The 15274-nt window shown below is 71.0% G+C and carries 17 protein-coding genes; 3 read left to right on the top strand and 14 right to left on the bottom strand.

Annotated elements, in window-relative coordinates; translation table 11 throughout:
* The first annotated feature begins 25 nt into the window (after nucleotides 1-25).
* Together QSK30_RS13555 and QSK30_RS13550 are read left to right on the top strand one after the other, a co-directional pair.
* A complete protein-coding gene (locus QSK30_RS13555; RefSeq protein WP_285502784.1) occupies nucleotides 26-535 on the top strand; it encodes a SigE family RNA polymerase sigma factor in 510 nt (169 codons plus the stop codon).
* 2 nt (nucleotides 536-537) lie between these two features.
* Entirely contained in the window at nucleotides 538-1881 is a 1344-nt protein-coding gene (locus QSK30_RS13550) for a hypothetical protein (protein ID WP_285502783.1), read from the top strand.
* A 58-nt stretch (nucleotides 1882-1939) separates the two neighbouring features.
* Here QSK30_RS13550 and atpD read toward each other — a convergent pair whose 3' ends face one another.
* The 11 genes from atpD to QSK30_RS13495 form a co-directional block, all read right to left on the bottom strand.
* Nucleotides 1940-3379, bottom strand: coding sequence for a F0F1 ATP synthase subunit beta (atpD, locus tag QSK30_RS13545; RefSeq protein WP_285502782.1), 1440 nt, complete (start codon nucleotides 3377-3379; stop codon nucleotides 1940-1942).
* Nucleotides 3379-4317, bottom strand: coding sequence for a F0F1 ATP synthase subunit gamma (locus QSK30_RS13540; protein ID WP_285502781.1), 939 nt, complete (start codon nucleotides 4315-4317; stop codon nucleotides 3379-3381). Before QSK30_RS13540 ends, atpD begins: the two co-directional genes overlap by 1 nt.
* Before the next feature lie 9 nt (nucleotides 4318-4326).
* Nucleotides 4327-5967 (bottom strand): F0F1 ATP synthase subunit alpha, encoded by a 1641-nt coding sequence (atpA, locus tag QSK30_RS13535; protein WP_285502780.1) that lies wholly within the window; start codon nucleotides 5965-5967, stop codon nucleotides 4327-4329.
* 41 nt (nucleotides 5968-6008) lie between these two features.
* Nucleotides 6009-6854, bottom strand: a complete 846-nt coding sequence (locus tag QSK30_RS13530; protein ID WP_285502779.1) for a F0F1 ATP synthase subunit delta — start codon at nucleotides 6852-6854, stop codon at nucleotides 6009-6011.
* A gap of 12 nt (nucleotides 6855-6866) precedes the next feature.
* Nucleotides 6867-7412 carry a F0F1 ATP synthase subunit B gene (locus QSK30_RS13525; protein ID WP_502871835.1) on the bottom strand — a complete coding sequence of 182 codons (546 nt, stop codon included), beginning with the start codon at nucleotides 7410-7412 and terminating at the stop codon, nucleotides 6867-6869.
* Between the two features lie 31 nt (nucleotides 7413-7443).
* Nucleotides 7444-7698: an ATP synthase subunit C-like protein gene (locus QSK30_RS13520; protein ID WP_285502777.1), complete on the bottom strand. Its 255-nt coding sequence runs from the start codon at nucleotides 7696-7698 to the stop codon at nucleotides 7444-7446.
* 73 nt (nucleotides 7699-7771) lie between these two features.
* Nucleotides 7772-8554 (bottom strand): F0F1 ATP synthase subunit A, encoded by a 783-nt coding sequence (gene atpB / locus QSK30_RS13515; RefSeq protein WP_285502775.1) that lies wholly within the window; start codon nucleotides 8552-8554, stop codon nucleotides 7772-7774.
* 234 nt (nucleotides 8555-8788) lie between these two features.
* Nucleotides 8789-9292, bottom strand: a complete 504-nt coding sequence (locus QSK30_RS13510; RefSeq protein ID WP_285502773.1) for a Cg1360 family ATP-synthase-associated protein — start codon at nucleotides 9290-9292, stop codon at nucleotides 8789-8791.
* Nucleotides 9289-10443 (bottom strand): glycosyltransferase family 4 protein, encoded by a 1155-nt coding sequence (locus tag QSK30_RS13505; protein ID WP_285502771.1) that lies wholly within the window; start codon nucleotides 10441-10443, stop codon nucleotides 9289-9291. The genes QSK30_RS13510 and QSK30_RS13505 overlap by 4 nt, the downstream gene beginning before the upstream one ends.
* A 136-nt stretch (nucleotides 10444-10579) precedes the next feature.
* Nucleotides 10580-11227 (bottom strand): L-threonylcarbamoyladenylate synthase, encoded by a 648-nt coding sequence (locus tag QSK30_RS13500; RefSeq protein WP_285502769.1) that lies wholly within the window; start codon nucleotides 11225-11227, stop codon nucleotides 10580-10582.
* A gap of 55 nt (nucleotides 11228-11282) precedes the next feature.
* Nucleotides 11283-12098 (bottom strand): hypothetical protein, encoded by an 816-nt coding sequence (locus tag QSK30_RS13495; RefSeq protein WP_285502768.1) that lies wholly within the window; start codon nucleotides 12096-12098, stop codon nucleotides 11283-11285.
* Between the two features lie 150 nt (nucleotides 12099-12248).
* On the opposite strand from QSK30_RS13495, the gene QSK30_RS13490 reads away from it, so the two are divergent.
* Nucleotides 12249-12842 carry a hypothetical protein gene (locus QSK30_RS13490; protein WP_285502767.1) on the top strand — a complete coding sequence of 198 codons (594 nt, stop codon included), beginning with the start codon at nucleotides 12249-12251 and terminating at the stop codon, nucleotides 12840-12842.
* Nucleotides 12843-12923: 81 nt separating this feature from the next.
* Here the strand turns inward: QSK30_RS13490 and prmC are convergent, their stop codons facing one another.
* The 3 genes from prmC to rpmE all read right to left on the bottom strand — a co-directional run bounded on the left by prmC (nucleotide 12924) and on the right by rpmE (nucleotide 15193).
* Nucleotides 12924-13793 (bottom strand): peptide chain release factor N(5)-glutamine methyltransferase, encoded by an 870-nt coding sequence (gene prmC / locus QSK30_RS13485; protein WP_285502765.1) that lies wholly within the window; start codon nucleotides 13791-13793, stop codon nucleotides 12924-12926.
* On the bottom strand, nucleotides 13793-14869 hold the full coding sequence (gene prfA / locus QSK30_RS13480) for a peptide chain release factor 1 (RefSeq protein WP_285502763.1): 1077 nt from the start codon (nucleotides 14867-14869) through the stop codon (nucleotides 13793-13795). The genes prmC and prfA overlap by 1 nt, the downstream gene beginning before the upstream one ends.
* A gap of 99 nt (nucleotides 14870-14968) precedes the next feature.
* The gene (rpmE, locus tag QSK30_RS13475; RefSeq protein ID WP_285502761.1) at nucleotides 14969-15193 is read right to left on the bottom strand and encodes a 50S ribosomal protein L31; all 225 of its coding nucleotides are present in this window, start codon (nucleotides 15191-15193) and stop codon (nucleotides 14969-14971) included.
* Between the last annotated feature and the right edge of the window lie 81 nt (nucleotides 15194-15274).

The following is a 15274-nucleotide window of genomic DNA, read 5'->3' as shown; positions in this document are numbered from 1 at the left end:
CAACAAGACAAGACGAACACGGGGGGTGAGCACGATCGGACCCGACGACCAGTTCGCCGAGTTCGTCGCGCACCGGTCGACGGCGCTGTTGCGCACCGCGTACCTGCTGTGCGCGGGGGACAGGCAGGCCGCCGAGGACCTGCTGCAGGACGTCCTCGAGCGGGTGTACGCCCGCCGCGGCCGGGTGCGCGGTGATCTTGAGCCCTACGTCCGCGCGGCCCTGGCCAACGCCTCGGCGAACCGGTGGCGACACCGGTCCCGCCGGGTGGCCGAGGCGCCGCTCGACCAAGCCGCCGACCTGGGGGTGGGCGGCTTGGAGAGCGGCGTCTTGGACCGCGACCAGCTCACCAGGGCGCTGGGCGCGTTGCCGCCGCGGATGCGGGCGGTGCTGGTGCTGCGCTTCTTCGACGACCTGAGCGAGACCGACACCGCCGCCGCGCTCGGCTGCTCGAACGGGACGGTGAAGAGCCAGACAGCCCGGGGCCTGGAGCGGTTGCGCACGGTGCTGGGCGCCGAGAACCTGTTGAGGGGATGAGGATGGACACGACCGAGCTCTCCCGCGCGCTGCGGGAGGCGACCGAGGGCATCGAGCCCCGGATCGGCTTCACCCCGGAGGTCCTCCGGGGTGGCAGGCGGCGCAGGTTTCGCCGCCGAGCGACCGTGGCGGGGGCACTGGTGGTCGTGGTCGGGGCGGGGTGGTCGTTGACGCCCCTGCCCGGACCCACGACCACGGCAGGCGCACTGGCCACCGCGGCGCCCGACCCGATGCTGACGGCGCCGACCGCCGGTGACCTCGCGGGCGACCAGGAGTACCTGCGCACCGCGGCGAACGCTTTCACCCGGGGCATGGCGGTCGCACCGGGCGCCGCCGACCCGGGTATGCGGCTGGTCGGGGCGCCGCGGGTCTACTGGGCCGGGAACACCCCGGTCGGCCGGGTGGCGCTGGTCGTGCAGCAGCGGATCGGCGAGTCGGGCATCGCGATCAAGCCCGACGGCACCCGGTTGGACCTGGCCACCGTGCAGCGCACCGTGCTGGGCCTGGTCACCGGCGACCAGGCTACGCTGGTCAACAGCGCTCGCTCGGGATACGGCAGCGACCGGGGTGTGGCCTTCCTATTCGGCCCGAACGACCAGTACGCGATCGCCACCGGCCCGGTTCCCCTGAGCGCGTCACCGCGCTGGGAGATCGGCGCCGACGGGAAGGGCAGTCGGAACTGGACGGACATGGCGGACCTGGGTGGCGTGTGGTTCAACGCCTTCCCGCAGCCCGTCGAGGGCGGCGACGTGCGGGTGGTCCCGACCGCGTACCGGACCAGCGGGGAGACCCAGCGCGCGCTGCTGGTGCTGCCGGCCTCCACCTACGCCGAGGGCTTCGACCACCAGAGCAAGCCGATCCCGAGGCGCACCTCCAGCTTGCCGCAGAAGCGGTACGCCGTGGGGAGCAGCGCATCCCCCGGCATGTCCTCGAAACTGGCCGAGCAACTGGAGCAGGCGGGCTACGCCGACCCCTACGCGGTGGCCGCGGTGACCGGTTTCGAGGTCGTCGCCGACCTCTCCAGCACCGAGCACGCGGTGGCCGTCGAGTACGTCCCCAGCTTCGCGGGCAGCAAGCTGTACCTGGCGGTCGTCGACTCCGGTGGGACAGTCCTGCGCTGGGTCTACGGCGGGCCGGTGCTGCCAGACGCCCCGTTGCCCGTGTCGGTCCTGCTGCCCGACGAGCGGGGCAGGCTGGTCTTCAGCCTGGACGCGCGGCTGCGCTTCCGCTCCACGGTGGATGGACCGTGGACCGCGGTCGACAGCTTCGGGGCGGTGATCCCGGTCGACGCCAAGCAGGTCGAGGTCACCAGGGGCGGCGCGGAGCCGGTCGTCGTCACCCTGTAGGAACGCGAAGAGGGCCGGTGTCCACAACGGACACCGGCCCCTCGTTGCTCGCGCGGCGCTACTTCTTGCCGGTCAGCTGCTGGTACTTGCGCTCCAGGTCGTCCAGGCCACCGATGGAGAGGAAGGCCTGCTCCGGGACGTGGTCGAACTCGCCCTTGGCGACGCGGTCGAAGGCCTCGATGGTGTCGGAGACCTTGACGAACGAGCCCTCCTCGCCGGTGAACTTCTGCGCGACGAAGAAGTTCTGCGACAGGAAGCGCTCGATGCGGCGGGCCCGGTTGACCGTCACCTTGTCCTCTTCGGACAGCTCGTCCATGCCGAGGATGGCGATGATGTCCTGCAGCTCCTTGTACTTCTGCAGGATCCGCTTGACCTCCTGGGCCACCCGGTAGTGCTCGTCACCGACGACCGAGGGGTCGAGGATGCGCGAGGACGACGAGAGCGGGTCGACCGCCGGGTAGATGCCCTTCTGGGAGATCGGACGGGAGAGCTCCGTCGTCGCGTCCAGGTGGGCGAAGGTGGTCGCCGGGGCCGGGTCGGTGTAGTCGTCGGCGGGCACGTAGATCGCCTGCATCGAGGTGATCGAGCGACCCCGGGTCGAGGTGATCCGCTCCTGCAGCTCGCCCATCTCGTCGGCCAGCGTCGGCTGGTAACCCACGGCCGACGGCATCCGGCCCAGCAGGGTCGACACCTCCGAACCCGCCTGGGTGAACCGGAAGATGTTGTCGATGAACAGCAGCACGTCCTGGTTCTGCACATCGCGGAAGTACTCCGCCATGGTCAGCGCGGACAGCGCGACGCGCATGCGGGTGCCCGGCGGCTCGTCCATCTGCCCGAAGACCAGCGCGGTGTCCGGGAGGACGCCCATCTCGGCCATCTCGAGGAAGAGGTCGGTGCCCTCGCGGGTGCGCTCGCCGACCCCGGCGAACACCGAGGTGCCACCGAAGTTGCGGGCGATACGGGTGATCATCTCCTGGATGAGCACCGTCTTGCCCACGCCCGCGCCGCCGAACAGGCCGATCTTGCCGCCCTCGACGTACGGGGTGAGCAGGTCGATGACCTTGACGCCGGTCTCCAGCACCTTGGTCTTGCCCTCGAGCTGGTCGAAGGGCGGCGGGCGGCGGTGGATGCGCCAGCGCTCGGCGTCCGCGGCGTGGCCCGGCTTGTCCAGGCACTCGCCCAGGGCGTTGAACACGTGGCCCTTGACGACGTCGCCGACCGGGACCGAGATGGCCTCGCCGGTGTCGGTCACCGGGGCGCCGCGCACCAGCCCGTCCTGGGGCGCCATCGAGATGCAGCGCACCAGGTTGTCACCCAGGTGCTGGGCGACCTCGAGGGTGATCTTCTTGCGCAGCGACTCCAGTTCGACCTGGACGGTCAGCGCGTTGTAGAGCTCGGGGACCGAGTCGCGCGGGAACTCCACGTCGACGACCGGACCGATCACCCGGACGACGCGGCCGACCGCGTTCTTGGTGCCTGGTTCCTGAATGGCAGTCATCACTCATCACTTCCTGCGGCAGCGAGCGCCTCGACGCCACCGACGATCTCGCTGATCTCCTGGGTGATCTGCGCCTGGCGGACCTGGTTGGCAACACGGGTGAAGCTCTTGACCAGTTCGTCGGCGTTGTCCGTCGCGGCCTTCATGGCCGTGCGCCGGGCGGCGGACTCCGATGCCGCCGACTCCAGCAGCGCCGCGTAGATGCGGGTGTTGATGTACTTCGGCAGCAGGTTGCCGAGGAGGACCTCGGCGCTGGGCTCGAAGGAGTAGGCCGCGGACACGCCGCCACCGGACTGCGCCGGGTCGACGTACTCCAGCTCCAGCGGCGCGATGCGGGTGGCCACCGGGCGCTGCGAGAGCATCGAGCGGAACTCGGTGTAGACGATGTGCAACTCGTCCACGCCCAGCACGCCGTCGCTGCCCGGGGTGTCGTCCACGTCGTCCTCGCCGTGCAGGAACGACTGGATCATCGTCCCGCTGGCGGCGGCGGCGTCGGGGTAGGTGGGCCGCTCGGAGAAGCCGGTCCAGCCGTCCTTGACCTCGCGGCCGCGGAACCTGAAGTAGTTCAGCCCCTTGCGGCCGATCACCCACACGACCGGGGACTTGCCCTGGTCCTGCAGCAGCGAGATGAGCTCCTCGGCCCGCTTGAGCGCGTTGGCGTTGTAGCCGCCGCACAGGCCGCGGTCGGAGGTGACCACGAGCACGCCCGCGCGCCGGTACTTCGGCCGCTCGGCCAGCAGCGGCGAGTCCAGGTTGGACGCCCCGGTCGCCAGTGCGGTGAGCACCGAGGTGATCTCGTCGGCGTACGGCTTGGCCGCGGCGACCCGGGCCTGCGCCTTGCTGATCCGCGAGGTGGCGATCAGCTCCTGCGCCTTGAAGATCTTCTTGAACGACTGGGCCGACTTGATCCGCTGTCGGATCTCCCGAAGTTGTGCCATGGCAGGCCCTTACTCGGTGGGGGCGGGCTTGTTGACCTTGACGGTCTCCTGGCCCACCTCGTCGGCGGCGAGCGCGGCCGCGTCGGCGCCGCGCGCCGAGTCGGCCTTGCCCGCGGTGAAGTTCTGCTTGAACGCCGCGACCGCCGCGACCAGCCGCTCCTCGTTGTCCGGGGAGAACTTCCCGGACACCCGGATCTCCTCCAGGATGCCCTCGTGGCGGTGGCGCAGGTGCTCGTGCAGCCCGGACTCGAACCGGCGGACCTCGGAGACCTCGAGGTCGTCGAGGTAGCCCTTGGTGCCGATGAAGATCGAGACGAACTGCTCCTCGACGGCCATCGGCGAGAACTGGCCCTGCTTGAGCAGCTCCATCATCCGGGTGCCGCGGGCGAGCTGGGCCTTGGAGGTGGCGTCGAGGTCCGAGGCGAAGGCGGCGAACGCCTCCAGCTCGCGGAACTGGGCCAGCTCGAGGCGCAGCGTGCCGGAGATCGACCGCATCGCCTTGGTCTGGGCGGCGCCACCGACCCGCGACACCGAGGTACCGACGTTCACCGCCGGGCGCTGCCCGGAGTTGAACAGGTCGGACTCCAGGAAGCACTGGCCGTCGGTGATCGAGATGACGTTGGTGGGGATGTAGGCGGAGATGTCGTTCGCCTTGGTCTCGATGATCGGCAGACCGGTCATCGAGCCGCCACCGAGCTCGTCGGAGAGCTTCGCGCAGCGCTCCAGCAGGCGGGAGTGCAAGTAGAAGACGTCGCCGGGGTAGGCCTCGCGGCCCGGCGGGCGGCGCAGCAGCAGCGAGATCGCGCGGTAGGCCTCGGCCTGCTTGGTCAGGTCGTCGAAGATGATCAGGACGTGCTTGCCCTGGTACATCCAGTGCTGGCCGAGCGCGGAGCCGGTGTAGGGCGCGAGCCACTTGAAGCCCGCCGAGTCCGAGGCGGGAGCCGCGACGATGGTGGTGTACTCCAGCGCGCCCGCCTCCTCCAGCGCGGACTTGATGCCCGCGATGGTGGAGCCCTTCTGGCCGACGGCGACGTAGATGCAGCGGACCTGCTGCTTCGGGTCGCCGGTCGCCCAGGCCTTCTTCTGGTTGATGATGGTGTCGACGCAGACCGCGGTCTTGCCGGTCTTGCGGTCACCGATGATCAGCTGGCGCTGGCCGCGGCCGATCGGGGTCATCGAGTCGATGGCCTTGAGGCCGGTCTGCAGCGGCTCCTCCACCGGCTGGCGCTGCACGACCGTGGCGGCCTGCAGCTCCAGGGCGCGCTGCTCGTCGGCGACGATCTCGCCGAGGCCGTCGATCGGGTTGCCCAGCGGGTCGATCACGCGGCCGAGGAAGCCGTCGCCGACCGGGACCGAGAGGACCTTGCCGGTCCGCTTGACCTCCTGGCCCTCCTCGATCTTGTCGTAGTCGCCGAGGATGGCCGCACCGATCTCGCGCGCGTCGAGGTTCAGCGCCACGCCCACCACGCCGCCGGGGAACTCCAGCAGCTCGTTGGCCATGGCCGAGGGCAGGCCCTCAACGTGGGCGATGCCGTCGCCGGTGTCGGAAACCGTTCCGACCTCTTCCCGGTTCACGTCCGGGGAGTAGCTGGAGACGTAGTTTTCGATAGCACTGCGGATCTCGTCCGACGAGATCGTCAGCTCCGCCATGAGTTCCTGCTCTCGCTTCGTTATCTGGGAAAGTGTGGGGGTCAGCCGGAGAACCTGCGCCGCAGCGCGTTCAGCCGTCCGGTGGTGCTGCCGTCGATGACCTCGTCGCCGACCTTGATGACCAGGCCGCCACCGAGGCCGGGGTCGACCTCGAGGTGCAGCGCGATCGGCCGGGCGTAGATCCGCTGCAGGGACCCGGCGAGCCGGTCCTGCTGCTCGGCGGAGAGCGGTCCGGCGGAGATCACGTGCGCCACCGAGCGCTCGCGGCGCTTGGCGGCCTCGGCCGCGAGGGCCTCCAGGCCGGTGACCAGCTGCCTGCCGCGCGGGTGCTCGACGAGGTTGGCCACCAGGATCTCGGTGACCTTCTCGACCTTGGCGCCGATCAGCTCGTGCACCACCGCGAGCTTCCCGGCGACGTCGCCGGTGCGGTTGGCCAGCACCTGCTCGAGCTCGGTCTGGTCGGCGACGATCCGGCCCAGCCGGAACAGCTCGTCCTCGACCGTGTCCAGCCTGCCCGCGCGCTCGGCACCCACCAGCAGCGCGGTGGTGCCCAGCGACTCCAGCCCGTCGACCAGCTCGCGCGGGCTCGACCACCGGGCGCCCGCCGCGGTGCCCGCCACGCGCAGCGCGCCCGCGCTGACCTTGCCGCCGAGCAGGTCGGCGACCAGCCGCTCGCGGGCCGCCGGGTCGGTGGAGGAGTCGGCCAGCGTCCGGCGCAGACCCACCTCGCGCTCGAGCAGGCCGACGACGGCGAACAGCTCCTCGCCGAGCGTGCTCGCCGCGGCCGCGTCGCCCTCGAGCACGTCGAGCAGCGTGAGCTCGACGGCGGCGAGGGCTTCCCGGCTCGCGGCGTGCAGCGTGGCGGCCGCGGTTGATGTCGCAGTCATCGAATGCGTCCCCTAGCTCTTCGCCGGCGCGGAGACCGAGTCGAGCTCCGCGAGGAAGCGGTCGACCGTGCCGCGGCGCCGGGCCTCGTCCTCGAGGGACTCACCGACGACCCGGCTGGCCAGCTCGACGGCGTGGCGGCCGAGGTCGGCGCGCAGCTCGGCGACGATCTGGGCCCGCTGGGCCTCCAGCTGCGCCTGGCCCTGCGCGACGATCCGGGCGGATTCCTCCTGGGCCTGGGCGCGCAGCTCTTCCTTGATCTGCTCGGCCTCGGCCCGGGCGTCGTCCCGGATGCGCGCGGACTCGGCCCTGGCCTCGGCCAGCTGCGCGTTGTACTGCTTGAGCGCGGCCTCGGCCTCCTGCTGGGCCTGCTCGGCCTTCTCGATCCCGCCCTCGATCTTGGCGGTCCGATCGGCGTAGAGCTTCTCGAACCGGGGCGTGACGAACTTCGAGATCACGAACAGCAGCAGCAGGAAGGCCACCAGGCCGAGGATGACCTCGGCCATGTGCGGCAGGACCGGGCTCGGGCTCTCCTCCGCGGCCAGGATGAATGCGTTCACCACGTCGTCTCCCTAAACGAAGAAGGGCTGATCAGGCGGTGGACGCGATGAAGTAGACGACCAGGCCGATCAGGGCGAGCACCTCGACGAGGACGAAGGTCGTCCACGCGATGCTCATGAGCTTGCTCTGGGCCTCCGGCTGACGGGCGGTGCCGTTGATGACGGCCGCCCAGATCAGACCGACACCGATGCCGGGGCCGATGGCGCCGAGGCCGTAGCCGATGGCCGCCAGACCCGCGTTGAGGTTGGTGGTGGCGGCTTCCTGAGCGAGGAGAACACTGCTCACTTGTGTATCCCTTTCCAACTCGGTCCGCGGGAACCCGCGGATCGGGGGCTTGTTTCCAGCTGGGTGTGTCTGGTCAGTGGTCTTCGGCGAGCGCGCGGCCGATGAAGCTGGCCGTCAGCAGCGCGAAGATGTAGGCCTGCAGGATCTGGATGAAGGCCTCGAGGAAGGTCATCGCGATGGCGAAGGCCCAGGCCACCAGCGACACCGGCTTGAGCGGCGCGGCGGCGTGCAGGAGCAGGAACTCACCGCCCAGGGTGAACACCAGCAGGATGAGGTGCCCGGCGAACATCGCGGCGAACACCCGGATCGCCAGCGTGATCGGGTCCATGAAGAACTTGAGGAACAGCTCGATCGGGGTCAGCAGCACGTAGACCGGCGTGGGGACACCGGGCGGGAAGAGCTGGTTCTTCAGGTAGCCGCCCAGACCGAACTTCTTGATCCCGACGAAGTGGTAGACCGGGTAGACCACGAGAATCGCCAGCGCCAGCGGGAAGCTGATCCGCGCCATCGTCGGGAACTGGAAGATCGGAATGACCCCGAACAGGTTGTTCACCAGGATGAAGGTGAACAACGAGAGAATGAGGGGCACGAAGGGCTTGAACTCCTTCGAACCGATCTGGTCGCGGGCGATGTTGTTGCGCCCGAAGTCGTAGACCGACTCGGCGGCGAACTGCCAGCGACCCGGAACGATCTTGAGGTTCCGGGAGGTAATGAGGAAGAAGGCCGAGACGATGATGACCGACAGGACCAGCAGCACCATCGGCTTCGTGACATCGCCGAAGATCGGCGGGAGGAAAAAGTCCTTGACACCGGGGGGTGAGAACACGTCACCCTCGGCCAACACCAGCCTGCCCAACGGTGGGCTCCTTCCGGTTCTCCCGGCCGGCGTTCACTCCGCCGGGGGAATCGTCACGATCAGGACGTAACGTACCTGACGAACATGGCATGTCTTCAGGCGGCTACCCGGATCCCGGATAAGCCTCGGCGGGCGCGCAGGTACCTCGGCAGCCCGCCGTTAGCGCGAACGATAGCAGGACCTTCCGGCACTCCGGACGGGCGTACTGCTTGTCACCTGTTCCCAGGTAAGCGGTTACTTCTCGTTAGCCGGAATGATCGTCAGCAGCTTCGTCCGGCGGAACGCGAGCGCCTCGGCGCCCGCGGCCACCAGCACCACGGCGATCATGGTGATACCCAGGGACTTGGGGTCCAGGGCGTCGACCCCGCGCAGCGCGGTCATCACCAGCAGCAGGACCAGCAGCTTGCCGACGAAGCCGCCGAGCGAGGCGGCCATGGCGATGTGCGGGCCCTGGTTGGCGGTCTTGCGCATCAGGGCGAGGGTGAGCAGCGAGGAGAAGCAGGCCAGCGCACCGCCCACCAGGGCGCCGAACACACCGGGCGTGCCCTTGAGCACACCGAAGACGACCGCGCCGAGGACCAGGGTGGCCAGCGAGGGCCACAGGGCGTAGCGGAACATCGCCCTCGCCAGGGTCAGCAGCGCCTGGGTATGGGGGTCGGCCTCGGGCCGGGACCGCATCTCCTCGGACGGTGCTGCCCCGGACTGCGCGGTCCGGGTGCTCAGGTCGTCGTCGCTCATCGTGACCTCAGTCTAGGGATCGCCGAGATGATCACCGCGACCAGGACTCCCGCACCCACGCCCCAGACCACGAACGAGATGTCGTAGAGGGTCACCGCGACCGCGCCGAAGGCCAGCAGACCGGCCCACAAGTAGATCAGCAGCACCGCGCGGCGCTGGGAGTGGCCGATCTCCAGCAGGCGGTGGTGCAGGTGCATCTTGTCCGCGGCGAACGGGCTGACGCCCCGGCGGGTCCGGCGGACCACGGCCATCAGCAGGTCGAGCACCGGGATGAACAGCACCGCGGCCACGATCAGCAGCGGGGAGAAGATCGCGATCGCGTCGGTGGCCCCGTAGAGCGAGGGGTTGGCCTTGCCCGAGGCGGTGGTGCTGGAGGCGGCCAGCATCAGGCCGATCAGCATCGAGCCCGAGTCGCCCATGAAGATCCGGGCGGGTTGGAAGTTGTGCGGCAGGAAGCCCAGGCAGGCACCGGCCAGGGTGGCCGCGATCAGCGCGGGCGAGTAGGTGCCCACGTCGCCGCCGGACTGGTCGAGCAGGTGCAGGGAGAACACGCAGGTGGCCGAGGCGGCGATCAGGCCCACCCCGGAGGCCAGCCCGTCCAGCCCGTCCACGAAGTTGATCGCGTTGATCATCGTGACGGCCAGCAGGATGGCCAGCAGGCCGCCCTGGTTCTGGTCCAGGATGAGCACCGAGCCGACCACGCCCTCGTCGCCGCCCCAGGGCACCCAGAGCACGAACCACTGGATGCCGAAGAGCACCAGGATGCCCGCGCAGGTGGTCTGGCCGGCCAGCTTGGTCAGCGAGTCCAGCTCGAAGCGGTCGTCGAGCATGCCGATGCCGACGATGATCCCGCCGCCGATCAGCACCGCGGTGGGGTCGAAGGAGTAGTCGAACGCGCGGCGCAGCACCGGGAGCTGGTGGGCCAGCAGCATGCCGCCGCAGATGCCCAGGTACATGGCCAGGCCGCCGAGCCGGGGCATCGGGACCACGTGCACGTCGCGTTGACGGGGGTAGGCGACCGCGCCGATCCGGATGGCGAACACCCGGACCAGGCCGGTGAGCAGGAAGGTGAGCACCGCGGTGACGAGGGCGACCAGCAGGTACTCGCGGACCGGCAGGCCCGCGGGAGCGAAGCCGCTCGAGGGGTTCACGCGCGCGAGTCCCTCGCGCGGACCTGGTCCTGCGAGCGGGGGCGGGCCGCCGGGTGGGGGGCCCTGGGCGACGTGGGCACGTCGGGTCGCGTCTCCTGCGTGTCGGGATGTGAGGGGTTCTTGTCTTTCGCGAACACTAACGCGCCGAGCGGACCTCGGTGCCGAGCGCCTCGCGGAGCGCGGGGAGGCTCACCGCGCCCTCGCGCAGCACCAGTGGTTCGTCGCCGGTGAGGTCGACGATGGTCGAGGGCACCAGGTCACCGGACGGGCCTCCGTCGAGGTAGACGCCCACCAGGTCCTGGAACTGCGTCACCGCCTCGGCGGCGGTGGCCGCGGGCGGCTGACCCGAGCGGTTGGCGCTGGAGACGGCCATCGGACCGACCTCGCGCAGCAGCTCGATGGCCACCGGGTGCAGCGGCATCCGCAGCATCACGGTGCCGCCGGTGCGGCCGAGGTCCCAGTTCAGCGACGGCGCGTGCGGCAGCACGATCGACAGGTCACCGGGCCAGAACGCCTCGACCAGCGTGCGCGCGGTGTGCGGCACCGAGAGCACCAGGCCGTCGATGGTGGCCCAGGAGCCGACCAGCACCCCGACCGGCATGTCCGGACCGCGGTTCTTGGCCGTGAGCAGGGCGCTGACCGCGGTCGGGGAGAAGGCGTCGCAGCCGATCCCGTACACGGTGTCGGTGGGGAGCACGACCAGCCTGCCCGAGCGCACCGCGCTCGCCGCGGCACCGAGGCCGTCCTCGCGCTGCCCGGGGTCACCGCAGTCGTAGACCGTCACCCTGGCGAGCCTAGCGGTGCGCGCGCGGGCGCGATCACGAGCCTCGGCCGACCGCTCAGGCGCCCTGCCGGGTGATCCTGGGCGCCATCGCCTCGGCCTGGACCCGCCACACCTGCCTGCGGAAGCGCAGCACGATCAGGTACAACAGGGCACTGCCGAGCACGATGCCGAGCACGACCAGCGCGACGCTGCCGGTGACCCCGCCGACCGCGACCAGGGTCAGCCCGAGCGAACCGGCCAGCACGGCCAGGCTCACCGCGATGCCCTCCGGCCGCCACTGCCACCGGCGGCTCGCGCGCACCTCGGTGAGCAGCCGCTCGGCACCGCGGCGCAGCTCGTGGTCCTCGACGTCGAGGGCCAGGATCCGCTCGGCGGCGTGCTCGCAGGTCAGCAGCTGGTGCTCGCTGGTGATCACCAGGACCTCGTCGGCGGTGCCGGAGCGGACCTGGTCGGCGGCCGAGCACCAGGTGCTGGCCAGGTAGTAGCGCAGCACCGGGTCCGCGGACGTGCCGAACCGCTCCTCGAGCTCCTCGGCCGCCCCCTCGGCGTCCGCCCCGGCCACCCGGGCCTGGGACAGCCCGAGGACCGGCAGTGGGCCGTGCGGGTCGAGCTCGGCGGCCCGCCGGTAGTGCGCGGCGGCGGTGCGCCAGCGGCCGCGCGCCAGCAGCACATCGCCCATGCCCACCTGGTCGTGCGCGTGCGTGCGCAACAGCGCGGCCTGCTCGAACCCGGCCATGGCCTCGTCGAGCCTGCCCGCGAGCAGCGCCGTGCGCGCCCCCGCGAAGAACTGCGCGGCCTCGGTCGGACCGCTCCCGTCGTCACCACCGGCGAGTCGCCACTTGGCGATGACGTCCTGCCACGTGCGAAGCATTGGATCACCCTGCCGGGCACGCTACCCTCGGTACGCCATACCGGGTCTTTCGCGTCCAGGGGAGTCGCCACGAGCAGCCGAGCAACCCGCCGAGTCGCCCAGCCGAGCTCACGTTGGCTGGCGTCCTCGCTGGTCGTCGCCTACGCGGCCGTGAGCGCGGCCGTGGGTACCGTGCTGCTCAACGCGCCGAAGGACCCCGACCCGGGCGGCCTGGCCTTCCCGAGCTACGTCTACACGCAGTCGCCGTCCGCGGGCGCTCAGCCGAGTGAGACCGGCGCGCCGAGCCCGTCCCGGGTGGCCATGCCGGTCCCCGAGGGCTTCGCGCGGGTGGCCGGTCCCGGGGGCATCGTGACCACCATCCCGGTCGGCTGGTTGGTCACCCGCTCCAGCGGGCCCGGCGCCATGCAGGCCACCGATCCGGCCGACCCGAACCGCTACGTCCGCTACGGTGGCGCGCCGGTGCCCAGCACCGATCTCGTCGAGTCGCACGTGGACTACGAGCGCACGTACTCGGCCACCCGCAAGAACTTCCTGCGGTACAGCCTGGGCACCACGACCTACCACGGCGTGCAGGCGCTGGACTGGGACTTCGAGCACGACGTGCCCGACGGCAAGCGGCGCGCGCACTCGATGTACTGGCGGGTCAACGGGATCGAGTACTTCCTCTACGCCAGCTCCACCACGCCGCGCTGGCCGGAGACGCTGCCGATCTTCCACACGATGATCGACAACACCACGCCGTAGCCCGGGTTCCCCCGCGCCACCACCGATCGCGACCCGCGTGAAGCGCAACACCCCGATCCTGACCATCCAGTTCGGACAGTCCTAAGCGGATGTCCTTCGGGCGGTGGCGAAGCGCGGCCTGCCCGCCAGGTCCAGGTGATCCTCCACATCGGACAGGACGCGCCGCGCGGCGAGCAAGGCGGGCACCGCCTCGCCGTGGGTGTCGTCGTGTTCGATGGCCACCGCCGCGCCCGGGCGCAGCAGCCGGGCGGCCGTGGCGACCACCGAGCGGATCACGGTGAGACCGTCGGCGCCCGCGAAGACCGCATGCGGCGGGTCGTGGTCGGCCACCTCCGGGGGCACCGGGGTGCCCTCGGGGACGTACGGCGGGTTGCACAGCACCAGGTCGACCCGGCCCTCCAGGTCGGCGAGCAGACCCGGGGCGGTGACATCGCCGGAGTGCAGCCGGATGGGCGTGTCCCCGGCGGCGACGCGGGTCTCGGCGTTGCGGCGGGCCCAGGCCAGCGCGGAGACGTCCAAGTCGACCGCGTGCACCACGGCGTCCGGGCGCGCGTTCGCCACGGCGAGGGCCAGCACGCCCGAGCCGGTGCACAGGTCGACCACCACCGGGGCGCGCACGTCGGTCAGCGTGGCCAGGCCCCAGGCGAAGAGCAGCTCGGTCTCCGGCCGCGGCACGAACACCCCGGGGCCGACGGCGACCTCGACCGCGCCCAGGTACGCCGAGCCGGTCAGGTGCTGCAGCGGTTCGCGGCGGGCGCGCCGGGCGACCAGCGCGCCGATGGCCACGACCACCGGCGGGTCGACCAGCGGCACCATCGGCAGCTTGCCGCGCTCGACGCCGAGCACGTGCGCGGCCAGCAGCTCGGCGTCGACGCGCGGGGAGTCCACACCGGCCTCGGTGAGCGCGCGCTCGGCGGCGAGGATGGCCAGCCGCAGCGGTTGCCTGCTCATCAGCCCGCCGAGCCGGCGAGCCGCTCGGTCCGGTCGGCGTCGGCCAGCGCGTCGAGCACCCCGTCGAGGTCGCCGTCGAGCACGGCCTCCAGGTTGTGCGCCTTGTAGCCGACCCGGTGGTCGGAGATCCGGTTCTCCGGGTAGTTGTAGGTGCGCACCCGCTCGGACCGGTCGACCGTGCGGATCTGGCTGCGGCGCGCGTCCGAGGCCTGCCGGGCGGCCTCCTCCTCGGCGGCGGCGAGCAGCCGGGCGCGCAGCACCTGCATCGCGCGGGCCTTGTTCTGCAGCTGCGAGCGCTCGTTCTGGCAGGACACCACGATGCCGGTGGGCAGGTGGGTGATCCGGACGGCGGAGTCGGTCGTGTTGACGCTCTGCCCACCCTTGCCGGAGGAGCGGTAGACGTCGACCCGCAGGTCCTTGTCCGGGATCTCCTCGATCTCGGTGTCGGCCTCCACCTCGGGGACCACCAGCACGCCCGCGGCCGAGGTGTGGATGCGGCCCTGCGACTCGGTGACCGGCACCCGCTGCACCCGGTGCACGCCGCCCTCGAACTTCAGGCGGGCCCACACCCCGTCCGGGTCGGTGCCCTTGCTCTTGATCGCGACCGTGACGTCCTTGTAGCCGCCCAGGTCGGACTCGGTGCCGTCGAGGACCTCGGCCTTCCAGCCGTGCCGCTCGGCGTAGCGCAGGTACATCCGCAGCAGGTCGCCCGCGAACAGCGCCGACTCCTCGCCGCCCTCGCCGGACTTGACCTCCAGCAGCACGTCGGAGCCGTCGTGCGGGTCGCGCGGGAGCAGCAGCTCGGTCAGCTTCGTCTCCAGGCCGGGGATGCGCGCGGCCAGCTCGTCGGCCTCGGCGGCGAACCCCGGGTCCTCACCGGCCAGCTCGCGGGCCGCCTCGAGGTCGCTGCGCGCCGCCGCCAGCTCGCGGGCCGCCTTGACCACCGGACCCAGCTGGGCGTAGCGGCGGCCGAGCTTGCGGGCCCGGTCCTGGTCGGTGTGCACGGCCGGGTCGGCGAGCTCGCGCTCGAGCTCGGCGTGCTCGGCGAGCTGCTCGGTGAGCGAGGATGAGTCCACGGTGGCCCTCCGGTCGGTTCCACTGCTGCGGGAACCACAACAGCACGGACAACACAACGGCGCCCGCCCGGGTGTCCCGGGCGGGCGCCGTGCGCGGAGCTACTTGGCGGCGGTCTTGTCCCGCTTGCCGTAGCGGGCCTCGAACCGCGCGACCCGGCCGCCGGTGTCGAGGATCTTCTGCTTGCCGGTGTAGAACGGGTGGCAAGCGGAGCAGACCTCGACGAAGATGCTGCCGGAAGTCTTGGTGCTGCGCGTGGTGAAGGTGTTGCCGCAGCCGCACGTCACATCGGTGCTGACGTACTCGGGGTGGATGCCGTTCTTCACGGTTGGTCGCCTCTCATTCGATGGCCGCCGGGTCCCGAAGGATCTTGGGGTGAACCGGAGCCGGACTCGACCCGCAAGTCT

The sequence above is a fragment of the Actinokineospora sp. NBRC 105648 genome, from assembly GCF_030269645.1.
In the GTDB taxonomy this organism is placed as follows: Bacteria; Actinomycetota; Actinomycetes; order Mycobacteriales; family Pseudonocardiaceae; genus Actinokineospora.
Note: the sequence above shows the minus strand (reverse complement) of the source record. Positions and strands in the feature narration are given on the sequence as shown.